This is a genomic window from Salinibacterium sp. 10G20-15 (assembly GCF_057365065.1).
This window is the reverse complement of record NZ_CP195118.1, coordinates 487970-505524: the sequence shown is the minus strand read 5'-3', so window position 1 is coordinate 505524 and position 17555 is coordinate 487970. Positions and strand designations below refer to the sequence as shown.

19 protein-coding genes and 1 tRNA gene are annotated in these 17555 nt (G+C 62.3%); 15 read left to right on the top strand and 5 right to left on the bottom strand.

What is annotated here, in order from left to right; all coding sequences use genetic code 11:
* Window positions 1-52: 52 nt before the first annotated feature.
* Window positions 53-706 (bottom strand): thermonuclease family protein, encoded by a 654-nt coding sequence (locus tag ACR3YK_RS02395; RefSeq protein ID WP_486175650.1) that lies wholly within the window; start codon window positions 704-706, stop codon window positions 53-55.
* A 121-nt stretch (window positions 707-827) separates the two neighbouring features.
* Window positions 828-1628 carry an SGNH/GDSL hydrolase family protein gene (locus ACR3YK_RS02390; RefSeq protein ID WP_486175649.1) on the bottom strand — a complete coding sequence of 267 codons (801 nt, stop codon included), beginning with the start codon at window positions 1626-1628 and terminating at the stop codon, window positions 828-830.
* Window positions 1629-1727: 99 nt separating this feature from the next.
* On the opposite strand from ACR3YK_RS02390, the gene mazG reads away from it, so the two are divergent.
* The 10 genes from mazG (at window position 1728) to ACR3YK_RS02340 (ending at window position 10769) form a co-directional block, all read left to right on the top strand.
* Entirely contained in the window at window positions 1728-2384 is a 657-nt protein-coding gene (gene mazG / locus ACR3YK_RS02385; protein WP_486175648.1) for a nucleoside triphosphate pyrophosphohydrolase, read from the top strand.
* A 290-nt stretch (window positions 2385-2674) separates the two neighbouring features.
* Window positions 2675-3274, top strand: a complete 600-nt coding sequence (locus tag ACR3YK_RS02380) for a TetR/AcrR family transcriptional regulator (protein WP_486175647.1) — start codon at window positions 2675-2677, stop codon at window positions 3272-3274.
* Between the two features lie 76 nt (window positions 3275-3350).
* Window positions 3351-4640, top strand: a complete 1290-nt coding sequence (gene hisS / locus ACR3YK_RS02375) for a histidine--tRNA ligase (RefSeq protein WP_486175646.1) — start codon at window positions 3351-3353, stop codon at window positions 4638-4640.
* Between the two features lie 28 nt (window positions 4641-4668).
* On the top strand, window positions 4669-5625 hold the full coding sequence (locus ACR3YK_RS02370) for a CPBP family intramembrane glutamic endopeptidase (RefSeq protein WP_486175645.1): 957 nt from the start codon (window positions 4669-4671) through the stop codon (window positions 5623-5625).
* Between the two features lie 60 nt (window positions 5626-5685).
* Window positions 5686-6966, top strand: a complete 1281-nt coding sequence (gene eno / locus ACR3YK_RS02365; protein WP_486175644.1) for a phosphopyruvate hydratase — start codon at window positions 5686-5688, stop codon at window positions 6964-6966.
* 63 nt (window positions 6967-7029) lie between these two features.
* Window positions 7030-7503 (top strand): FtsB family cell division protein, encoded by a 474-nt coding sequence (locus ACR3YK_RS02360; RefSeq protein ID WP_486175643.1) that lies wholly within the window; start codon window positions 7030-7032, stop codon window positions 7501-7503.
* Window positions 7500-8054, top strand: a complete 555-nt coding sequence (locus tag ACR3YK_RS02355; protein ID WP_486175642.1) for a DUF501 domain-containing protein — start codon at window positions 7500-7502, stop codon at window positions 8052-8054. Before ACR3YK_RS02360 ends, ACR3YK_RS02355 begins: the two co-directional genes overlap by 4 nt.
* Entirely contained in the window at window positions 8051-9301 is a 1251-nt protein-coding gene (locus ACR3YK_RS02350) for a S8 family serine peptidase (protein WP_486175641.1), read from the top strand. Before ACR3YK_RS02355 ends, ACR3YK_RS02350 begins: the two co-directional genes overlap by 4 nt.
* Before the next feature lie 38 nt (window positions 9302-9339).
* Entirely contained in the window at window positions 9340-10656 is a 1317-nt protein-coding gene (locus tag ACR3YK_RS02345) for an NAD(P)/FAD-dependent oxidoreductase (protein ID WP_486175640.1), read from the top strand.
* Between the two features lie 39 nt (window positions 10657-10695).
* Window positions 10696-10769, top strand: a tRNA-Leu gene (locus ACR3YK_RS02340).
* Window positions 10770-10832: 63 nt separating this feature from the next.
* Here the strand turns inward: ACR3YK_RS02340 and ACR3YK_RS02335 are convergent.
* Both ACR3YK_RS02335 and ACR3YK_RS02330 read right to left on the bottom strand, forming a co-directional pair.
* Window positions 10833-11264 (bottom strand): arsenate reductase ArsC, encoded by a 432-nt coding sequence (locus ACR3YK_RS02335; protein WP_486175639.1) that lies wholly within the window; start codon window positions 11262-11264, stop codon window positions 10833-10835.
* A gap of 62 nt (window positions 11265-11326) precedes the next feature.
* Window positions 11327-12271 (bottom strand): metalloregulator ArsR/SmtB family transcription factor, encoded by a 945-nt coding sequence (locus ACR3YK_RS02330; protein ID WP_486175638.1) that lies wholly within the window; start codon window positions 12269-12271, stop codon window positions 11327-11329.
* Window positions 12272-12337: 66 nt separating this feature from the next.
* Here ACR3YK_RS02330 and ACR3YK_RS02325 point away from each other — a divergent pair, with 66 nt between their 5' ends.
* Window positions 12338-13024: an aquaporin gene (locus tag ACR3YK_RS02325; RefSeq protein ID WP_486175637.1), complete on the top strand. Its 687-nt coding sequence runs from the start codon at window positions 12338-12340 to the stop codon at window positions 13022-13024.
* Window positions 13025-13066: 42 nt separating this feature from the next.
* Entirely contained in the window at window positions 13067-13276 is a 210-nt protein-coding gene (locus ACR3YK_RS02320) for a hypothetical protein (RefSeq protein WP_100389680.1), read from the top strand.
* A gap of 13 nt (window positions 13277-13289) precedes the next feature.
* Here ACR3YK_RS02320 and ACR3YK_RS02315 read toward each other — a convergent pair whose 3' ends face one another.
* Complete coding sequence (locus tag ACR3YK_RS02315) at window positions 13290-13592, bottom strand: putative quinol monooxygenase (protein ID WP_486175636.1); 303 nt, start codon at window positions 13590-13592, stop codon at window positions 13290-13292.
* Between the two features lie 156 nt (window positions 13593-13748).
* On the opposite strand from ACR3YK_RS02315, the gene ACR3YK_RS02310 reads away from it, so the two are divergent.
* The 3 genes from ACR3YK_RS02310 to ACR3YK_RS02300 all read left to right on the top strand — a co-directional run bounded on the left by ACR3YK_RS02310 (window position 13749) and on the right by ACR3YK_RS02300 (window position 17547).
* Complete coding sequence (locus ACR3YK_RS02310; protein WP_486175635.1) at window positions 13749-14975, top strand: amino acid deaminase/aldolase; 1227 nt, start codon at window positions 13749-13751, stop codon at window positions 14973-14975.
* Between the two features lie 14 nt (window positions 14976-14989).
* Window positions 14990-16339, top strand: a complete 1350-nt coding sequence (locus tag ACR3YK_RS02305) for a D-arabinono-1,4-lactone oxidase (RefSeq protein ID WP_486176362.1) — start codon at window positions 14990-14992, stop codon at window positions 16337-16339.
* 62 nt (window positions 16340-16401) lie between these two features.
* Window positions 16402-17547: an FAD-dependent oxidoreductase gene (locus tag ACR3YK_RS02300; protein ID WP_486175634.1), complete on the top strand. Its 1146-nt coding sequence runs from the start codon at window positions 16402-16404 to the stop codon at window positions 17545-17547.
* Window positions 17548-17555 lie beyond the last annotated feature (8 nt).

The window sequence follows — 17555 nt, the reverse complement described above, 5'->3', positions numbered from 1 at the left end:
AGTTGGCGCGCTCAGCGGGGAGATCACAGCGCGCACGCCCAGCGTTTGAGAACTAGCACGAGCCCCACATGCCGAGCTTCGCCGTGTATGCATCGTCTTCGGCGTTGCGCAGCTCGGGCCAAAAGCGGTCGTTGAGCCCCACTTTGAGGGCTTCGGCGGCTCCCAACTCAACCATGGCAAGGTTCACGAAGGTGCCGTCCTGGAGATAGACGTAGAGCAGCGAGCGCCCGTAGTGGTCCTCGGGCTCGCGATCTTCGAGCGCCCACACGTCGGTGCCCTCGGGTAGAAAGTCGCGAAGTAATTCGCGAGCTTCAACTCCGTAGCATTCTTCGGCATCCGGTCGCTGCTGGCTGGCGAGTTCGGGGGTATCGAGTCCGATGAGTCGTACCTTCAGTTCCTCGGCGCTCCCATTGTCGAGGTACAGGGTGTCGCCATCATGCACATAGGTGACGGTCGCTGCAAAAGCGCCAGAAGGGATGCCGCCAGTCGCGTTGCTCTCAGTGTCGTCTGGATCACTATTGCTTTGCGCGGTGTTCGCCGACTCGGATGCCACAGCGGACTTGTCGGACGCTCCGTCGGGAGGCGCACTGTCACCAGGCGATTCCGGCGAGATCGCTCCGGAATAGAGGGCGACGGCCGCTCCACCCACAAGGGCGATCGCAACGATAACGCCGAGGAGGCGAGAACGCGGTTGAGAAGTTGACACATCGCGATTCTCGCACGCGCGCACGCGGGCAGGCACGCACGCACGCGCGCACGCCGGTAGGCCGGCCCGTGCGAGGAGCGCAGAGCGGCGATCGATCACACGCTGCCACGATGTGACCGCTTTAGGTGGATTCGCGCGCCCCACGCTGAGCTGCGAGCTCGCGCGACGTCACCGCGCCAAGCTGCTTGCCCCAGAGCGAATGAACCGACTTCCAATTGAGTGGGTCTTGAATGAAAGAGTTGCACATTTCTAGCGGCGGAAACGAGACATAGCTCACGTGGGGAATCGCATCGGCGACCGCAAGAGACGCCCGGTTGAGTCTCGTGATTTGCAGGGCGAGAAGACGCTGAACAAAGCGCGGCATCGCTCGAAAACGGTACATCGGGGGCACTGCGGCAACGATGACGCGGCATTCCGGGGTGGATCCGTGGCGCACGCGATCAATAATCCGGTGGAGGGCGGCGGTCCATTCGGTTGCGGTGGTGCCAAACAAAACATCGGGTGGGCCGAGAATGATAACGACCGCATCGACATCGTGCTCCGCATCCTCAAGCTCGTCTGCGGCGCGTGTCAAAGTCAACTCGACGTCAGCGATACTGCTCCAGGTGCATCCGGAGGCAAGCTCGCGTGCGACATATCGCGATGTTTGGGAAACCACCCCAAGCCCATGGTGAAGGAGGCCGTAGCCGGATGCCGCCGCATCGCCGATGAACAGGAGACGCGCGGGGTCAGGGGCGACTACTTCGCCCTCGGGCTCATCGGGCGGAAAGAGAGTGTTTGCGGCGTCGACCCGAAAGGCGAGAAGGTTCAGCTTCAGCAGCGGCCGGAAAATGTGGATGACGCCGGCGATGAGGCGTCGGGTCAGGGGAGCGTGGGACGGGATTTCGTCGTTGCGCGCGGGAGACGTGTTCTTCGGGTCCACGGTTCATATAGTGGCGGACTCGAGGTGGGGCTCACGTCACGACATACCCCTTTGGGGTACGTGACTTCCGCTTACTTTATCGAGTGGGAGGATGGGGGGATGACCGAGCCTCACGCCCCGCATCCTGAACTCGACACACTCATCAGCACGCTTGAGCGCTTGCGGGCCCCGGGTGGCTGCGCGTGGGACCGCGATCAAACGCATGAGTCTCTCGTGCAGTACCTCGTTGAAGAAACCTATGAGCTGGTTGATGCGATTGAAAGCGGCGATTCCGCCGAGATAGTCGAGGAACTCGGCGATGTGCTTTATCAAGTGCTCTTCCATGCTGATATTGCCGCTGAAGCAGGGCGGTTCACTCTCGAGGACGTAGCCGCTCACATGACGGCCAAGATGGTCGGACGGCACCCGCACGTCTTCGGCGACGCTACAGCGGATACAGCCGATGATGTGATGGCGGTGTGGGACGACCTCAAGAAAACAGAAAAGCCACATCGTACGAGTGTGACCGACGGGATTCCCTCGAAAATGCCCGCGCTAGCGCTGGCCGACAAGCTTCTCGGCCGCGCCCACAAAGTAGGGCTTCTGGATGCCACAACACCCGGTGCGATAAATGTCACGCACGAAGATGAGCTTGGCCCTCTCTTGCTGGCCATCGTGGCATCTGCGAAAGCCAACGGTTTGGATTCGGAGCGAGCGCTGCGCACGGCACTTCGCCAGTTGACTGACGAGATCAAAGAACACGAGGCGTCGAGCTAGCGTTCGCTTCTCACGGGAAGCCCGGGAGGGTGGTGCCCTCCCTAACCCGAATAAGGAGGGCACCGGCGCGACGCCTGCACACGAGACATGTGATCGCACGTCGATCGTCTGCAGAAGTGGCATCGCGCGTTGATGGATCGGTGGGATTACCCGGCCTACCGATCCAGCGTTGGAGAAGCCCCTGGTGAGAGGGTTTCACGTAGAGATGGCGCCGCTAAGGAGTTTGCGGCACAAGGAGAAATCATAACTGTTGCGTCGTTCATTAGCAAACAACCGTTATGTTAATACTCATGGCACGCAGACCCGACCCGACGCGCAAGCCAGCTCTTATTCAGCAAACTATTGCCTACCTTGCTGATAAACCGCTGTCTAGTCTCACTTTTCGTTCGCTCGCGAAAGCCCTCGACGTTAGTACTTTCACGCTGGTTTATCACTTTGGAACCCGCTCCGAACTCATTCGCGAGATCGTGCATGCGAATGCGCGCGGGGCGAGCCCCGATGATGCGTCGAGATTGCCTGCCAGCACGTTGGACGACTATTTCGCCAGTCTCTCGCTAGCGTGGCAGTGGACTCAGCTACCCGAAAACCTTCATCGCCAGCGCCTTGAACTTGAGGCGGGACTGCTCGAAGCTGTTGAACCTGACGAGCTCCACGTGACACGACCCATTTTCACGCAATGGATCTCGATGGGCGCCACCGCCCTCGTTTCCTTCGGGCTCACTGAGGAACAAGCCCACACTGAAGCGCGGTTGCTTGTCAATATGTTTCACGGCGTGCAGTTCGATCTCGTGCTCAATCACGACTTCGAGGCCTCCGCTGCTGTGTTCGAGGCCGCTGTCGCACACCACCGCCACCGCATCGAACAGCTGCTCGCGGGACTCGCTCGCTGACGCTGAACTCGCCCCGTGGCTTTGAGTGTCGCCTGCTGGCACTGAAAACCTTCTCGCGTGGGCAAGAATAGAGATCATGGCGTCAACGGTTAATCCTCCCCGCGGTATGCGCGACTTCCTTCCGGCAGAAAAAGCTCAGCGCGAGCGTGTTCTCGGTGTCATCCGCGGCAGCTACCGTGCCCACGGATTCGATGAGATCGAAACCCCCGTGATGGAGGACAGCTCCCGCCTGCACGCCGGTTTGGGTGGTGATAACGAGAAGCTAGCCTTCGCAGTCATGAAGCGCGGGCTAACGCCGGAAAACCTCCAGACGGCATCCGATTCCCTTGAACTCGCCGACCTCGGGATGCGGTTCGACCTCACGGTTCCGCTCGCGCGATTTTATGCGTCCCACCGTGCCGAACTACCCAAGGTCTTCCGTTCGATTCAGATGGCGCCCGTGTGGCGTGCAGAGCGCCCGCAGAAGGGACGATACCGCCAGTTTGTGCAGTGCGACATCGACATCATCGGCGAAGCGGGTTCCAGCGCTGAGGTCGAACTTATTGCGGCGACAGCGGCGACACTGGATGCGCTTGGTATCCAAGGCTGCACCATTCGAGTCAATGACCGACGCCTCCTCACAAGCTCGCTCAGCGTTCTCGGCTTCCCGGCCAAGGAGCACGAGGCGGTGCTGATCACCGTCGACAAGCTCGACAAGCTCGGTGCCGACGGCGTCATCGCTGAATTGCGTGAGCGCGCCTTCCCAGACGCCCCTGTGGCCGCGCTCGCTGAATTCTTGAAGCGTCCTGCGCCCGAATCTGATCCCGAGTTCAGTGCGGATGCCATCCGTGCCGCTCTGCCCCCCGGCGTCACGGACGATGTCATCCGTGAGCTCGCATCGATCGGCCAAGCCATCGAGGCGGGTCGCAGAGACCCGCAACGTCTCATTGAATTCGACCCGTGGTTGGTGCGGGGGATGGGCTACTACACCGGCACGATCTTTGAGGTCGCGCATCCGTCGCTCGGCTATTCGCTCGGTGGTGGTGGTCGTTACGACGGAATGATCGGTCGTTTCTTAGGCAGCGATGTTCCGGCTGTCGGTTTCTCGCTCGGCTTTGAGCGTTTGGTGGATCTGGTTGACCTCGGTGTGGAAACGGCTGACGACCAGGTTGCGCTCGTCTATGGCGCCGATGTTGAGGCGGCAACTCTGGTGCGTTTGCAGGCCGCCCTGATCAAAGAAGGCAAGCGGGTTCGGCTCGAGGCGCGGCCCAAGAAACTGCCGCAACTTCTTGACCAGCTTCGGGATGCCGGGTTCACCAGTTTCGCCACGGTCCGTGCAGAAAACGTGAGTATTGATAGTCTCGAATTCAAGCCACTGGGTGGCTAGTTAGCGCCCACGTGTTGAGGGAGAAAACGTGAACGTCGCAGTGAAGCCGGTTCTCTTTTTTACCGTCCTGAGCTTCGGCCTTGCGTGGCTGTTCGCTTTCCCCCTGTGGTTCACTGGCGGCCTCGCCAACCCGTTCTTCACCGTGTTCGCTTTGGCGATGATGTTCACCCCGGCGATTGCGGCACTGATCGTTGTTTTCTTTGTTGAGAAGCATCCGGATGCTCGCTCCCGCCGTGCGGCGCTCGGGCTCGGTTCGGTGCGCCCCGTTGGCCGGTTCTTGCGCTACTTGGCTTTGGCGCTCGTCATTCCGCCCGCCTTGATCCTGGCGGCGCTCGTCGTCGGAGCGCTCGTGGGGGTCTATCCGGCCGACTTCGTGAATTTCTCGGGGTTCGAGGCGATGCTCGACAGCCAGCTTGAGGCGCTCGGCCAAGCACCCCTGCCGATACCGATCGGATTGCTCGTGGCAGCCCAGTTCCTCAACGTGGCAATCGGTGCGCTTATCAACACAATTCCAGCCCTCGGCGAAGAACTTGGCTGGCGCGGCTGGCTGTTGCCCAAACTGCTGCCCTTGGGGATAGTTCCGGCCCTTCTCATTTCGGGTGTGATGTGGGGCCTCTGGCACGCACCGCTTATCCTGCTCGGCTACAACTATCCCGGCGCTCCCGGCTGGCTCGCTCTCTCCGCAATGGTGGGGATGACGATCGTGGTCGGCGGCGTGTTCTCGTGGCTGCGCATCCGTTCGGTGTCGGTGTGGCCGGCCGCTCTCGCGCACGGTTCGTTCAACGCGGCTGCCGGATTCTCCTTGGTTTTCATCATGGTCGGCGAGAGCTTTGACCCGCTTCAGGCCAGCATCCTGGGGTGGACCGGATGGCTTGTTCCCCTGGTTCTCGTGGTCGTGCTGCTGGCCACCGGGCAGTTCCGCCCGGCACCTCAACAACCAGTGGCCACTCGTAACGAGTCAGCGCCCGTCGCTGGCGCGGAGTAGGCTTTGCCACGGACATCCACCACTTCCAGTCCAATCAAACTTTCTTTAAGGAGACCCCCTGTGGCTTTGATCGAAGCAGTTGGCGCCCGTGAAATTCTCGACTCCCGGGGAAACCCCACGGTCGAGGTTGAAGTATTGCTTGACGACGGCGTAGTTTCTCGCGCCGCGGTGCCTTCGGGAGCATCCACCGGCGCATTCGAGGCTTACGAGCTTCGCGATGGCGACAAAGACCGCTACCTCGGCAAGGGCGTCCAGAAGGCCGTTGACGCTGTTATCGACGACCTTGGCCCTGCGATTGAGGGCCTCGACGCTTCCGACCAGCGCCTCGTTGACGCTGAGCTCATCGCGGTTGATGGTTCCGAGAACAAAAAGAACCTTGGCGCTAACGCGATCCTCGGTGTTTCGCTCGCGGTAGCCAAGGCTGCTGCTGACTCGGCAGACCTGCCCCTCTTCCGTTACCTTGGCGGACCGAACGCTCACGTGCTTCCCGTGCCGATGATGAACGTCATCAACGGTGGATCGCACGCCGACAGCAACGTCGACATCCAAGAATTCATGATTCTTCCGCACGGCGCCGAGACCTTCAGCGAGGGCCTCCGTTGGGGCGTTGAGACGTACCACGTGCTCAAGGGACTGCTCAAGAGCAAGGGCCTCAGCACGGGCCTCGGCGACGAGGGTGGCTTCGCCCCCGACCTCTCCAGCAACCGTGCAGCACTCGACCTCCTCATGGAAGCAATCGAGAAGGCTGGCTTCACGCCGGGCAAGGACATCGCCGTTGGCCTTGACGTTGCCGCCACCGAGTTCTACAACGACGGTTCGTACACGTTCGAAGGTGTCTCGAAGTCCGCTGGTGACATGAGCGCGTACTACGCCGAGCTCGTTGCCGCGTACCCCCTCGTCTCGATCGAAGACCCGCTCGACGAAGACGACTGGGAAGGCTGGGCTCAGCTCACCGCCGAAATCGGTTCGAAGACTCAGATCGTCGGAGACGACCTGTTCGTCACCAACCCCAAGCGTCTCGCCAAGGGAATCGAGCTCGCAACGGCAAACTCGATCCTCGTCAAGGTCAACCAGATTGGTTCGCTCACCGAGACCCTCGACGCTGTGTCGTTGGCTCAGCGCAACGGCTACACGGCCGTCATGTCGCACCGTTCCGGTGAGACCGAAGACACCACGATCGCTGACCTCGCGGTAGCGCTCAACACCGGCCAGATCAAGACTGGTGCACCGGCTCGCTCCGAGCGCGTAGCGAAGTACAACCAGCTGCTGCGCATCGAAGAAGAGCTCGGCGATGCCGCAGTTTACGCCGGCCGCTCCGCCTTCCCGCGGTTCAACGGCTAGCACTCACTGGCGTCGTCTAGCATCGAACGCATGGCTAGGCGAGTACGAGCAAAAAAGGTAGCGGTGACGTTGCCCGAGGAGAGCGCGCCAGAACACTGGTTGCGCACGATCCGCTTCTCGGGCTTCACCGTGCTCATGCTTGGTTTGCTCATACTCGCCGTCATCGTTCTTGCCCCCAATTTGCGCATCCTGATCGATCAGCAGCAGACGATTGCGCAATTGCAACAAGAAGTAGATGAGGCGCAAGACTCCGTTGACGAGCTCAACGAGAATCTTGCTCGCTGGGATGACCCCGCTTACATCGAATCCCAAGCGCGTGATCGGCTTTTCTTTATCAAACCGGGCGAAGTAAGTTACCTCGTCACCGGCGATGTCGATGAGGTGACGACGAACGATGGCGTGCCCGTCAGCACGAGCATCCAAACCACTCAAATTGACTGGGTGCAAACTCTCGTGTCGTCCATCTACACTGCTGGTCTCACGGATGACGCTCCCGACGAGCTCACTACCCCCGCGAGTGAAGGACCCCAACAATGACCACCCCACCGTTTGACGCCGTCAGCGATGAAGATGTGCGCATTGTGTCGCTTCAACTTGGGCGGCCTGCTCGTGATGTGATCGGAATTGCCGCGCGCTGCGTGTGCGGGGCTCCAACCGTCGTGTCGACCAAGCCGCGTCTGAGCGATGGAACGCCGTTCCCCACGATCTATTACCTGTGCCACCCGGCGGCTACGGCATCCGTGTCGACGCTGGAAGCCGAGGGGCACATGCCGCAACTTGCCGCGATGCTTGAAGGCCAGATCGGCGCACAGTATCAGGCGGCTCACGAGGCGTACATTGCCGACCGTGAAGGCATCGAGGTCGTTCCAGAACTCGCCGGTGTTTCGGCCGGTGGCATGCCCACGCGCGTGAAGTGCCTCCATGCCCTCGTAGGGCATTCGCTTGCTGCGGGGCCTGGCGTCAACCCCATCGGTGACATTGCGCTCGAGCGTGCCTCCTGGAGCCCCGCTGTGTGTCAGTGCCCCGATTACTCGGAGGCCGCGCAGCAGGATGCCGCAGCAGGCAAGGCTGCGGAGAGCGGCCAGTGAAGCGCTGGGCGGCGGTCTTTGTTGCGCTGGCGAGTCTCGCCTCTGTGCTCGTAGCAACGCCGGCTCACGCCGATGAAGTACGAGATCAAGAGTATTGGCTTCAGGAGTACGGTATTGAGGCCGCGTGGAAGACCACAAAGGGTGCTGGCGTCACCATTGCGGTGATCGATACCGGCGTTGATGGCACAGTGAAAGAACTGGTCGGTGCCGTCACCGGCGGAACAGACTTCTCGGGCCAAGGGGCGCCGAACGGCCAAAAGCCTGTCGGTGACGATAACCCAGCCCACGGCACCCTCGTCGCGTCGCTCGCTGCAGGCAGGGGGACGGGAGAGGACGCAGGCGTGATTGGTGCAGCCCCTGCCGCCAACATTTTGGCGATCTCGATTGGCTTCACTGGCGGCCCCGTCAGCTCGGACGACCAGATCGCACAAGCCGTGCGCTATGCCGTCGATCAGGGCGCCGATGTCATCAACCTGTCGCTCACGCGCGAGACGCTTGACTGGCCAACGAGTTGGGATAGCGCCTTCCTTTACGCGATGGACAACGATGTCGTTGTGGTTGCCGCTGCCGGTAACCGGGGTAGTGGCACTACTTCGGTTGGTGCCCCTGCCACGATGCCGGGCGTGCTTACTGTTGCCGGTGTTGATGTCAACGGTGTTGCTAGCTTCAATGCTTCCACTCAGGGAATCACGATCGGTGTCGCGGCTCCCAGCGAAGACCTTGTGGGGGTTGCTCCCGGCGGATCGCATGTGCTGTGGAACGGCACAAGTGGAGCTACGCCGATTGTTGCCGGTATCGTCGCGCTCGTGCGTGCCGCGCATCCAGAGTTGGATGCCAACAATGTGATCAACCGCATTGTCGCCACCGCCCATGACACCGGCGCTCCTGGCGCCGATGCCATCTACGGTTTTGGGCTGATTGATGCGGATGATGCCGTGAAAGCGAACGTGCCGCTGGTTGACGAGAACCCCATGGGGAGTCTCGCGGAGTGGATTACGATTTACCGCCGTGCGGAGTCAACTCCCGCGCCCTTGCCGACTTTCAGCCCGTCGCCCACCCCCATTCCTGAGAGCGAGGATGACGTCATTGCGGCGCCCGCAAGCCCCCTCGGTACCGTGCTTCCGACAGTGAGCATGCTTCGGAATGTGGGCGTACCACTCGCCATTTACGGAATTTTTCTGCTCATTTTGGCCGGTTCCGGAGTTCTGGCATGGCGTCGGTTTAGGAGTCTGCGCGAGAGAGAGTAAGTTTGGTGGCGAACTTCCCCTTTAGGAGACTCTGACTCGTGCCAAAAATCTTGATTGTCGGCGGCGGCTACGCCGGTTTTTACACTGCTCGTAAGCTCGAAAAGTGGCTACGTCGCGGCGAAGCTGAGGTCACTATGGTTGACCCTCTTCCCTACATGACGTACCAGCCTTTCCTGCCCGAGGTTGCTGCGGGCTCGATTGAGCCTCGTCACGCGGTCGTTCCTCACCGTCGTCACTTGAAGACCACCAAGGTCGTCACGGCGAAGGTCACCGGAATCAACCACGCGGCAAAGACCGCGACGATTCAGCCCGAGGTGGGCGACTCGTGGGAGATGGATTACGACCTCGTTGTTGTGACCGCCGGTGCCGTTTCGCGTACCTTCCCCATCCCCGGTGTTGCTGACGAAGCTATCGGCATGAAGACGATCGAAGAGGCTGTTGCCGTTCGTGACCGTCTTCTCACCAACTTCGACAAGGCATCCAACCTGCCTGCTGGCCCCGAGCGCGACCGTCTCCTGACGTTCGTTGTTGTCGGTGGCGGCTTCGCCGGTATCGAAGCCTTCGGCGAAATGCGCAGCCTGGCCTCGTCGCTGCTGCCGCTCTACCCGAACCTCACGTTCGAAGACACGCACTTCCACCTCATTGAAGCGATGGGCCGCATCATGCCCGAGGTTTCGCTCGAGACGAGCAAGTGGGTCATCAAGAACCTCGCTGACCGTGGCGCCCAGATCCACCTCGACACCCAGCTGAAGTCTGCTGTGGATGGCGTGGTTGAGCTGTCGACCGGTGAAAGCTTTGAGTCCGACACCATCGTGTGGACTGCGGGCGTTATGGCGAACCCTGTTGTTCGCAGCACCGACCTTCCCATCGAAGAGCGTGGACGCATCCGCGTGCAGGCCGACCTCCGTGTCATCAACGATGACGGTGTCGTCGAGGGTGCCTGGGGCGCCGGCGACGTGTGTGCTGTTCCTGACCTCACCGGTGGTGGCGTTGGCGGCTTCTGCGTTCCGAACGCTCAGCATGCTGTTCGCCAGGCCAAGCTCATGGCCAAGAACATTGTGGCTTCGCTTCGTGGCGAAGAGACGAAGGACTACTTCCACAAGAACCAGGGTGCAGTTGCCGGTCTCGGCCTGTACCACGGTGTCTTCCAGTCCGGTAAGATCGCGATCAAGGGCTTCCCGGCCTGGTTCATGCACCGTGGATACCACGGCATGGCGATGCCGATGTTCGAGCGCAAGGCTCGCGTCTTCAGCAACTGGATCACGAACTTCTTCTGGGGTCGCGACACCATCTCGATCGAGGCTCGCGTAGAACCGCGCCGCGCCTTCGAAGAGTTCGCGTCACGCCCCAAGTAGTGTGTTTGCATGCTCCACGCGTCAGTGTGGAGCATGCGTGCCCCGATAGCCCAATTGGCAGAGGCAGATGACTTAAAATCATCCAAGTCAGGGTTCGAGTCCCTGTCGGGGCACTGTGTGTTTAACTAACTGAAGGCGGTCGCAATGCGGCCGCCTTCAGTCGTTTAACGGGGTGCTTAGGCGGGAAGAATCTCTGCGAGTAGCCTCTGGATGCGCGCCTTGATGTCGTCGCGGATCGGCCGAACTTCATCGATGCCTTTGCCCTTGGGGTCGACGAGCTCCCAGTCTTCGTAGCGCTTGCCGGGGAAGATCGGGCAGACGTCGCCGCAGCCCATCGTGATGACGACATCCGATGCCTGCACCTGATCGGCTGTCATCAGCTGGGGGACTGCCTGCGAGATGTCGATACCCTCTTCAGCCATCGCTGCGATCGCGGTGGGGTTGATCTCGTTGCCCGGCTCCGAGCCGCCCGAACGCACTTCGACAGCGCCGTTCGAGAGTGCCGTCATGTAGCCGGCGGCCATCTGGGAGCGGCCCGCATTGTGAATGCAGACGAAAAGAACGACAGGCTTGCGGGCCTCGGTGGTGGCAGTAGTTTCGGTGGTCATGCCTAAAGCATAGATGAATGTCTATACGTTGCGCGAGGGTTGCGGGGTGCAGCGTGACTAGTTCACTCAGCGTTCACCGGCGGCAGCGAGCGAAGCAGCTCCCGCACGCGGGCGTCGATGTCATCGCGCACGGCTCGCACACCATCCATTGCCATGTCGGCAGGGTCGGGGAGTTCCCAGTCGAGGTAGCGGCGGCCAGGGTAGATCGGGCACGCGTCGCCGCAGCCCATCGTGATCACGACATCCGCACCGCGCACTACTTCGTCGGTGAGCGGTTTGGGGTATTCGCCATCGACGGAAACGCCGATTTCGTCGAGGGCGGCGACGATCTTGGGGTTGATCGACGCGGTCGGTTGCGAGCCTGCGGTCAGTACGCGCACGCGGTCTCCCGCGAGGGATCGCAGGATGGCGGCGGCGAGTTGCGAGCGGCCCGCATTCTGCACGCATACGAACAGCACGTCGGTCGGTGCCGTGGTGGCTGCAGCATCTGCCTCGGGGAGTGCCCCCAATCGATCAGCGGCAAAGCGAGACGTGTGAGACGACAAGTGGCGATCCGTGGGGGCGCCCGCACGCAACAGGTCGTAGCTGCTGGCGACGTACTCGGCGACGGTTTCGCGCGAGAAGACGCCGGCAAAGCGGAGGGCGAGGTCGTCGGTGATGCGGTCGAGAATTGTGGGGTCAACAGCGGTGGCGGCATCCGCGGGGGAGTGCTGCACAAAGCCGAAGACATCGGCCAGGCGTGACGGAACGAGGGAGTACCAGACCTGGCGCCCTTCTTGAGCACTCTGCAAGATTCCATCGTCGGCCATGATGCGCACGTGGTGGCTCACGGTGGGTTGGGTGAGGCCGAGGCGAGCGGCAAGGTCAGTGACTCCGCGGCGGCCTTCGGGGGCATCCATCAACAAGCGCAGAATCTGCACTCGCGTTGGGTCGGCGATCGCGCGCATGCTCTGGGCAATGCGTTCGGCCACGGCGCGTTCGGAGGCGGGTGACTCGATCGCTGACATAGCAAGCAGTCTAAACGACGAGGCGCAATTCATAGACAGTTATCAATGTTTGGGTATGATCTCCGAATGACCACGCCTCGTACCTTCGCTCTCACCCGTCGCCTGACCGCCGAATTTGTGGGTAGCGCGGGGCTTTCCGCCGTCGTCATCGGCTCCGGCATTGCGGCGCAGCAACTCTCGCCGGGCGATGTCGGGCTGCAACTTCTCGAGAACGCGCTAGCGACCGCCTTCGGGCTCGGTGTGCTCATTCTCGTGTTCATGACGGTCAGTGGCGCGCACTTCAACCCGGTCGTCTCGATCGTGGATTCGCTCAGCGGGCTGCGGTCGTGGCGCGATACGGCGTTCTACATCCCAACCCAGATTGTCGGATGCGTCGCCGGCGCGATCCTCGCGAACCTCATGTTCGCGCAGGCTGCTGTCACCTTCAGTACGACGGCGCGACTCACCCCGGCACACTTTCTCAGCGAGGTCGTCGCGACCGCCGGACTCATCGTCGTGATCTTCGCGCTCGTGCGCACGGGGCGCGCAAACCTCGCTCCGATCGCCGTTGGCGCATACATCGGTGGCGCCTATTTCTTCACAAGCTCCACGAGCTTCGCCAACCCGGCCATCACCATCGGTCGGATGTTCAGCGACACCTTTGCGGGCATCGCGCCGGGCTCGGCCCCCGGTTTCATCGCGGCCCAGCTCCTTGGCGCAGCGATTGGATTCGGCCTCGTGCGATGGCTGTTCGCCGAACACCGCGTCGCGTAATCTGGAGAGAACAGATACTCAGGTTTCAACGACAGGAAAACAATGTTCGGCGCCTATGGCCTCTCGTATCCGATGCTCGCGCCGGTCCTTTTCATCGCGTTAGCCTTCGACGGATGGGCCATTCTGACGATGATTCGCGAGGGCAACCAGAGCGTACGCACGGTCTTGCTGTGGTCGCTCGTGCTGATCGTCATCCCGTACGGGGGATTCGCCCTGTGGCGTTACTGGTGGAACACGCGCAAAGGGTTGTGAGCGCGGCCCTCGCCTAGTCGCGCAGCGGTGATCCGACGACCTCGAAGCGGTTGCCGCCCATCTCGCCGCTCAATAGGGGCATCGCTTCCTTGATCGCGGCCTGCACGCTTGCCAGTTGCAACGAGAGCTGGTGGGCTTCTGCCGACTCCCACAGCTCGGAGACAAACACGGTGTCGGGATGCTCGTCGCTCACGCCGACCTCGTAGCTGAGGCATCCGGCGCTGTCTAGGTCTGTGCTGCGCCGCGCGAGAATAGCGACAACCTCATCGCGGTGGCCGGGCTTAACTCCAAGGGTGCCTACGTTTGCGAAAGTCATGGCTCCACTCAACGCCACCGAACCGCGAGGGTCAAGCGGCAGGAGGCGCCCGTTGTGTTGCGGCGCGCGTTCTGGGAAAGTTGAGCAACACGGCGCCGATGCCTCGCCCGGTCCCGTCGTACCGTGATCACTCGCCGCCGTGTCCCGAAGGAACCCGTGAAGCTTCTCAGCACCCCTGCAACGCCCTGGCACACGCCCGAGGATTATTGGCAGACGCTCGCCGATGCCACGCACGCCCTCGACGCTCCCTACGGGGTGCTCTCCCTTGAGGCGCTGTCGCACAACGCCGCCGACATGATTCGCCGGGCATCCGGGGTGCCGATTCGGGTGGCGAGCAAGTCGATTCGCGTTCGCGAAGTCATGGATGCCGTGCTCGAGCTCGACGAGTTCCGGGGCGTTCTGGCGTACACCCTCACTGAGGCGCTCTGGCTTGCCGAAACTATTGACGATGTCGTTGTCGGCTACCCCTCCGTCGATCGCGCGGCCATCGCAGCGCTCGGCACGAGCCCGGCGCTCGCCGAACGCGTCACGCTCATGATCGACTCGGTCGAGCACCTCGACTTCGTCGACTCGGTGCTCTCGCCGCAGCACCGCGAAACCATCCGCGTCTGCATCGATGTGGATGCCTCCTTCCACTCCCCGCTGCTCGGTCACGTGGGCGCGCATCGCTCGCCCGTGCGCTCGGCGGCGCAAGCACGGACCCTGGCCAGCACCGTGGTGGACCGCGCCGGCTTCACTCTGGTGGGGATTATGGCGTACGAAGCGCAGATCGCCGGGGTAGGCAACCGCCCGCCGAACAAGGCCGCATTTGGTCGCCTGCTCGACGTCATGCAGACCGCCTCTGCCAAAGAACTTCGCGAGCGTCGCGGCGAGATCGTGGCGTCGGTGAGCGAAATCGCCGAACTCGAATTCGTGAACGGTGGGGGAACGGGGTCGCTCGAATCCACCGCCGAAGACACGTCGGTCACCGAGATCGCCGCCGGGAGCGGCCTGTTCGGCCCGCACCTGTTCGACAACTACAGCCACTTCACCCCGGCCCCGGCGGCGGCCTTCGCGCTTGCCGTCGACCGCAAATACTCGCTCGATATCGCGACGGTGCACGGTGGCGGTTGGATCGCCTCGGGCGAAGCGGGTGTCGACCGGATGCCCCAGCCCACGTGGCCCGAAGGGCTCAAGTATGTGCCGCGCGAGGGCGCCGGCGAAGTGCAGTCACCGCTAACCGGCCCCGCTGCCGAGCAGCTTGAGGTGGGTGACCGCGTCTGGTTCCGTCACACCAAGGCGGGTGAGCTCTCCGAGCACCTCAACGAGTTCGCGGTCGTGGCCGACGGTCGCATCGTCGATACGGTGCCCACGTATCGCGGCGAGGGCAAAGCCTTCCTATGACGACTCCGGAGTGGATGCCGCGATCGGAGCACCGCGCATCGAGCGCCGCCCCGGCATCCCTCCGCCCCGGTGCCGTGTGGCGCAACTGGGGTCGATCTGAGCGTGCGCATCCAGAATTCACGGCTCGCCCCGAGAGCGTCGACGAGGTTATCGCGGCGGTGAACTTCGCGCGCGACGCTGGCGTCACGGTCAAGGCCTGGGGTGCCGGCCACAGCTTCACCTCGATCGCAGCGACCGACGGTCTGCACCTTGACGTGGGCGCGCTCGCGGGAGTCATTGCCGTCGACGGCCCGCTGGTCACGCTCGGCGCCGGCACGAACCTCTACGAACTCCCCGCCCTGCTCGAACCGCTCGGGCTCGCGCTCGCGAACATGGGCGACATCGATCGCCAAACAATCGCGGGCGCGATCTCCACGGGCACCCACGGCACCGGCGCGCGCTTCGGCGGCATCGCCACCCAAGTACGCGGCGTCACCCTCGTGACGGCGGCGGGCGAGCTGCTGCGGGTGAACGCGACCGAAAACCCGCACCTGTTGTCGGCTGCAGCGCTCAGTCTGGGTGCCCTCGGCATCCTCGTTGACGTGACGATCGAGTGCGTACCGACCTTTCTGCTGCACGCGGTCGAGCGCCCCGAACCCGCTGCCGCCGTCCTCGACGAGTGGCTACAGCGCAGTGCCGAAACCGACCACTTCGAGTTCTACGTGTGGCCGCACACCATCACAGCCCTGACCAAGAGCAACACGCGCTTACCGGGTGATGCGCCGCGGCATCCACTCACCACGTTTTCGCGCTGGTTCGATGACGAGTTCATGGCCAATGGTGTGTACCGAGCAATCTGTGCGGCGGGCACAGCCGCGCCAGCGATCATCCCGCCGGTCAATCGTCTCGCCGTGAAGCTCTCCGGCAATCGCGAATTCACCGATGTATCGAGCAGCGTCTTCGTCACCGATCGCACCGTACGTTTTCGCGAAATGGAATATGCCCTCCCCATCGAGGCGGTGCCGGATGCCGTACGCGCCGTCCAGAAGCTGATCGCCGACCGAGGGTGGAGAGTTTCGTTCCCGATCGAAGTGCGTTCGGCGGCTGCGGACTCATTGCTGCTGTCTACCGCGTCGGGGCGGGCCACCGGATATGTCGCGGTGCACCAGTATTGGCGCGAAGACCCGGCCGAGTATTTTCGTGAAGTCGAGGCGATCATGATGGCGCATGACGGGAGACCTCACTGGGGAAAGTTGCATAACCGGCCAGCCGAATCACTCTCGGCGGCGTATTCGGGTTTCAATGAGTTCTTGAACATTCGTGACCGGCTCGATCCGGGTCGCGTGTTCGCGAACGATTATCTGCGCCGAGTGTTGGGGCAGTAGCTGCCTGGGGCCGAAGTCAGGCTCAATACATGTAGCGAGAGGGCACGATTATTAAAGCCATTGTGTGTGGAGCAGGAATTTCGGGACTAACGGTCGCCGGTCAGTTGGCCGAGCGCGGCTGGGAGGTCACTCTGCTGGAGGCTGCGCCAGGACGTCGCACGCAGGGTTACATGATCGACTTCTTCGGGCCCGGCTATGACGCCGCCGAGAAGATGGGCATTCTGGGGCGCTTGCGCGAGCTGAGCTATTCGATCACCGAGGCGCGGTTTGTGCGGCCGAATGGTCGCAGTCAGTCGCTCGACTACGGCGTGGTTGCGGCCAATGAGGGCGGCAAGCTCATAAGTCTCATGCGCCAAGATCTTGAATTGACACTCTTTGAGGCGTTGCCTGAATCCGTGGAGGTGCGCTTCGGCAGCGCTGTCGTCGCGGTGGAAGATCGTACGGACTACGTCACGGCGGTGTTGGCCAATGGCACGCGCATTTCGGGCGACATTGTGGTGGCGGCCGACGGCATCCATTCGGCTGTTCGCCACAGCATCTTTGGCGATTCGGCGGCGTTCGATCGTCAACTCGGTATGCACACGTGCGCTTACACATTCGATTCGCCGAAACTGCACGCCAAGCTCGGAAAGGCCGTCGTCTCGACCGACGAACTAGATCGGATGGTCGGCCTGTATGGCCTCCACAACGGTCAGGTGGCTCTGTTCGCCGCGCACCGCGTCGATGACACCGTGCTGCCCGCCAACCCCCGCGAGGCCATTCAGGCCGCTTATGCGGGCATGGGCGACGACGTGGCCGAAGCGCTGGCGAAGTGCCCGAAACCGTCCAAGATCTACTACGACCAGGTTGCACAGATCGAGTTGCCGGTGTGGAGCCGCGGTCGCGTGGTCTTTGCGGGAGACGCCTGTCAAGCGGTGTCGTTGCTTGCCGGGCAGGGGGCATCTTTGGCGATCGCCGGCGGCGTGCTGCTGGCCGAAAAGCTCGCGGGCGATCTTGAGCCGAGTGCCGCCTTCGCCGAGTACGAAGAAGAGTGGATGCCGGTGGTCGCCGACAAGCAGGCCGCTGGTCGCCGTGCCGCGAACGGCTTTCTGCCGCACACCACGTTCCAGTTGTGGAAGCGTCGCGTGGGGCTCGCACTGCTCACGGCTCCCGTGATCGGCAAGTTCGTGACTTCGGCTGTCACAGGGACAAAAGCTCTGAATCAGTAAGCGGTTTG

What these genes read in the sequence shown, in the direction of transcription:
- mazG (WP_486175648.1), top strand. Translation starts at nt 1,728, where the DNA reads ATGACCGAGCCTCACGCCCCGCATCCTGAACTCGACACACTCATCAGC.
- ACR3YK_RS02380 (WP_486175647.1), top strand. Translation starts at nt 2,675, where the DNA reads ATGGCACGCAGACCCGACCCGACGCGCAAGCCAGCTCTTATTCAGCAA.
- hisS (WP_486175646.1), top strand. Translation starts at nt 3,351, where the DNA reads ATGGCGTCAACGGTTAATCCTCCCCGCGGTATGCGCGACTTCCTTCCG.
- ACR3YK_RS02355 (WP_486175642.1), top strand. Translation starts at nt 7,500, where the DNA reads ATGACCACCCCACCGTTTGACGCCGTCAGCGATGAAGATGTGCGCATT.
- ACR3YK_RS02335 (WP_486175639.1), bottom strand. Translation starts at nt 11,264, where the DNA reads ATGACCACCGAAACTACTGCCACCACCGAGGCCCGCAAGCCTGTCGTT.
- ACR3YK_RS02330 (WP_486175638.1), bottom strand. Translation starts at nt 12,271, where the DNA reads ATGTCAGCGATCGAGTCACCCGCCTCCGAACGCGCCGTGGCCGAACGC.
- ACR3YK_RS02325 (WP_486175637.1), top strand. Translation starts at nt 12,338, where the DNA reads ATGACCACGCCTCGTACCTTCGCTCTCACCCGTCGCCTGACCGCCGAA.
- ACR3YK_RS02320 (WP_100389680.1), top strand. Translation starts at nt 13,067, where the DNA reads ATGTTCGGCGCCTATGGCCTCTCGTATCCGATGCTCGCGCCGGTCCTT.
- ACR3YK_RS02315 (WP_486175636.1), bottom strand. Translation starts at nt 13,592, where the DNA reads ATGACTTTCGCAAACGTAGGCACCCTTGGAGTTAAGCCCGGCCACCGC.
- ACR3YK_RS02305 (WP_486176362.1), top strand. Translation starts at nt 14,990, where the DNA reads ATGCCGCGATCGGAGCACCGCGCATCGAGCGCCGCCCCGGCATCCCTC.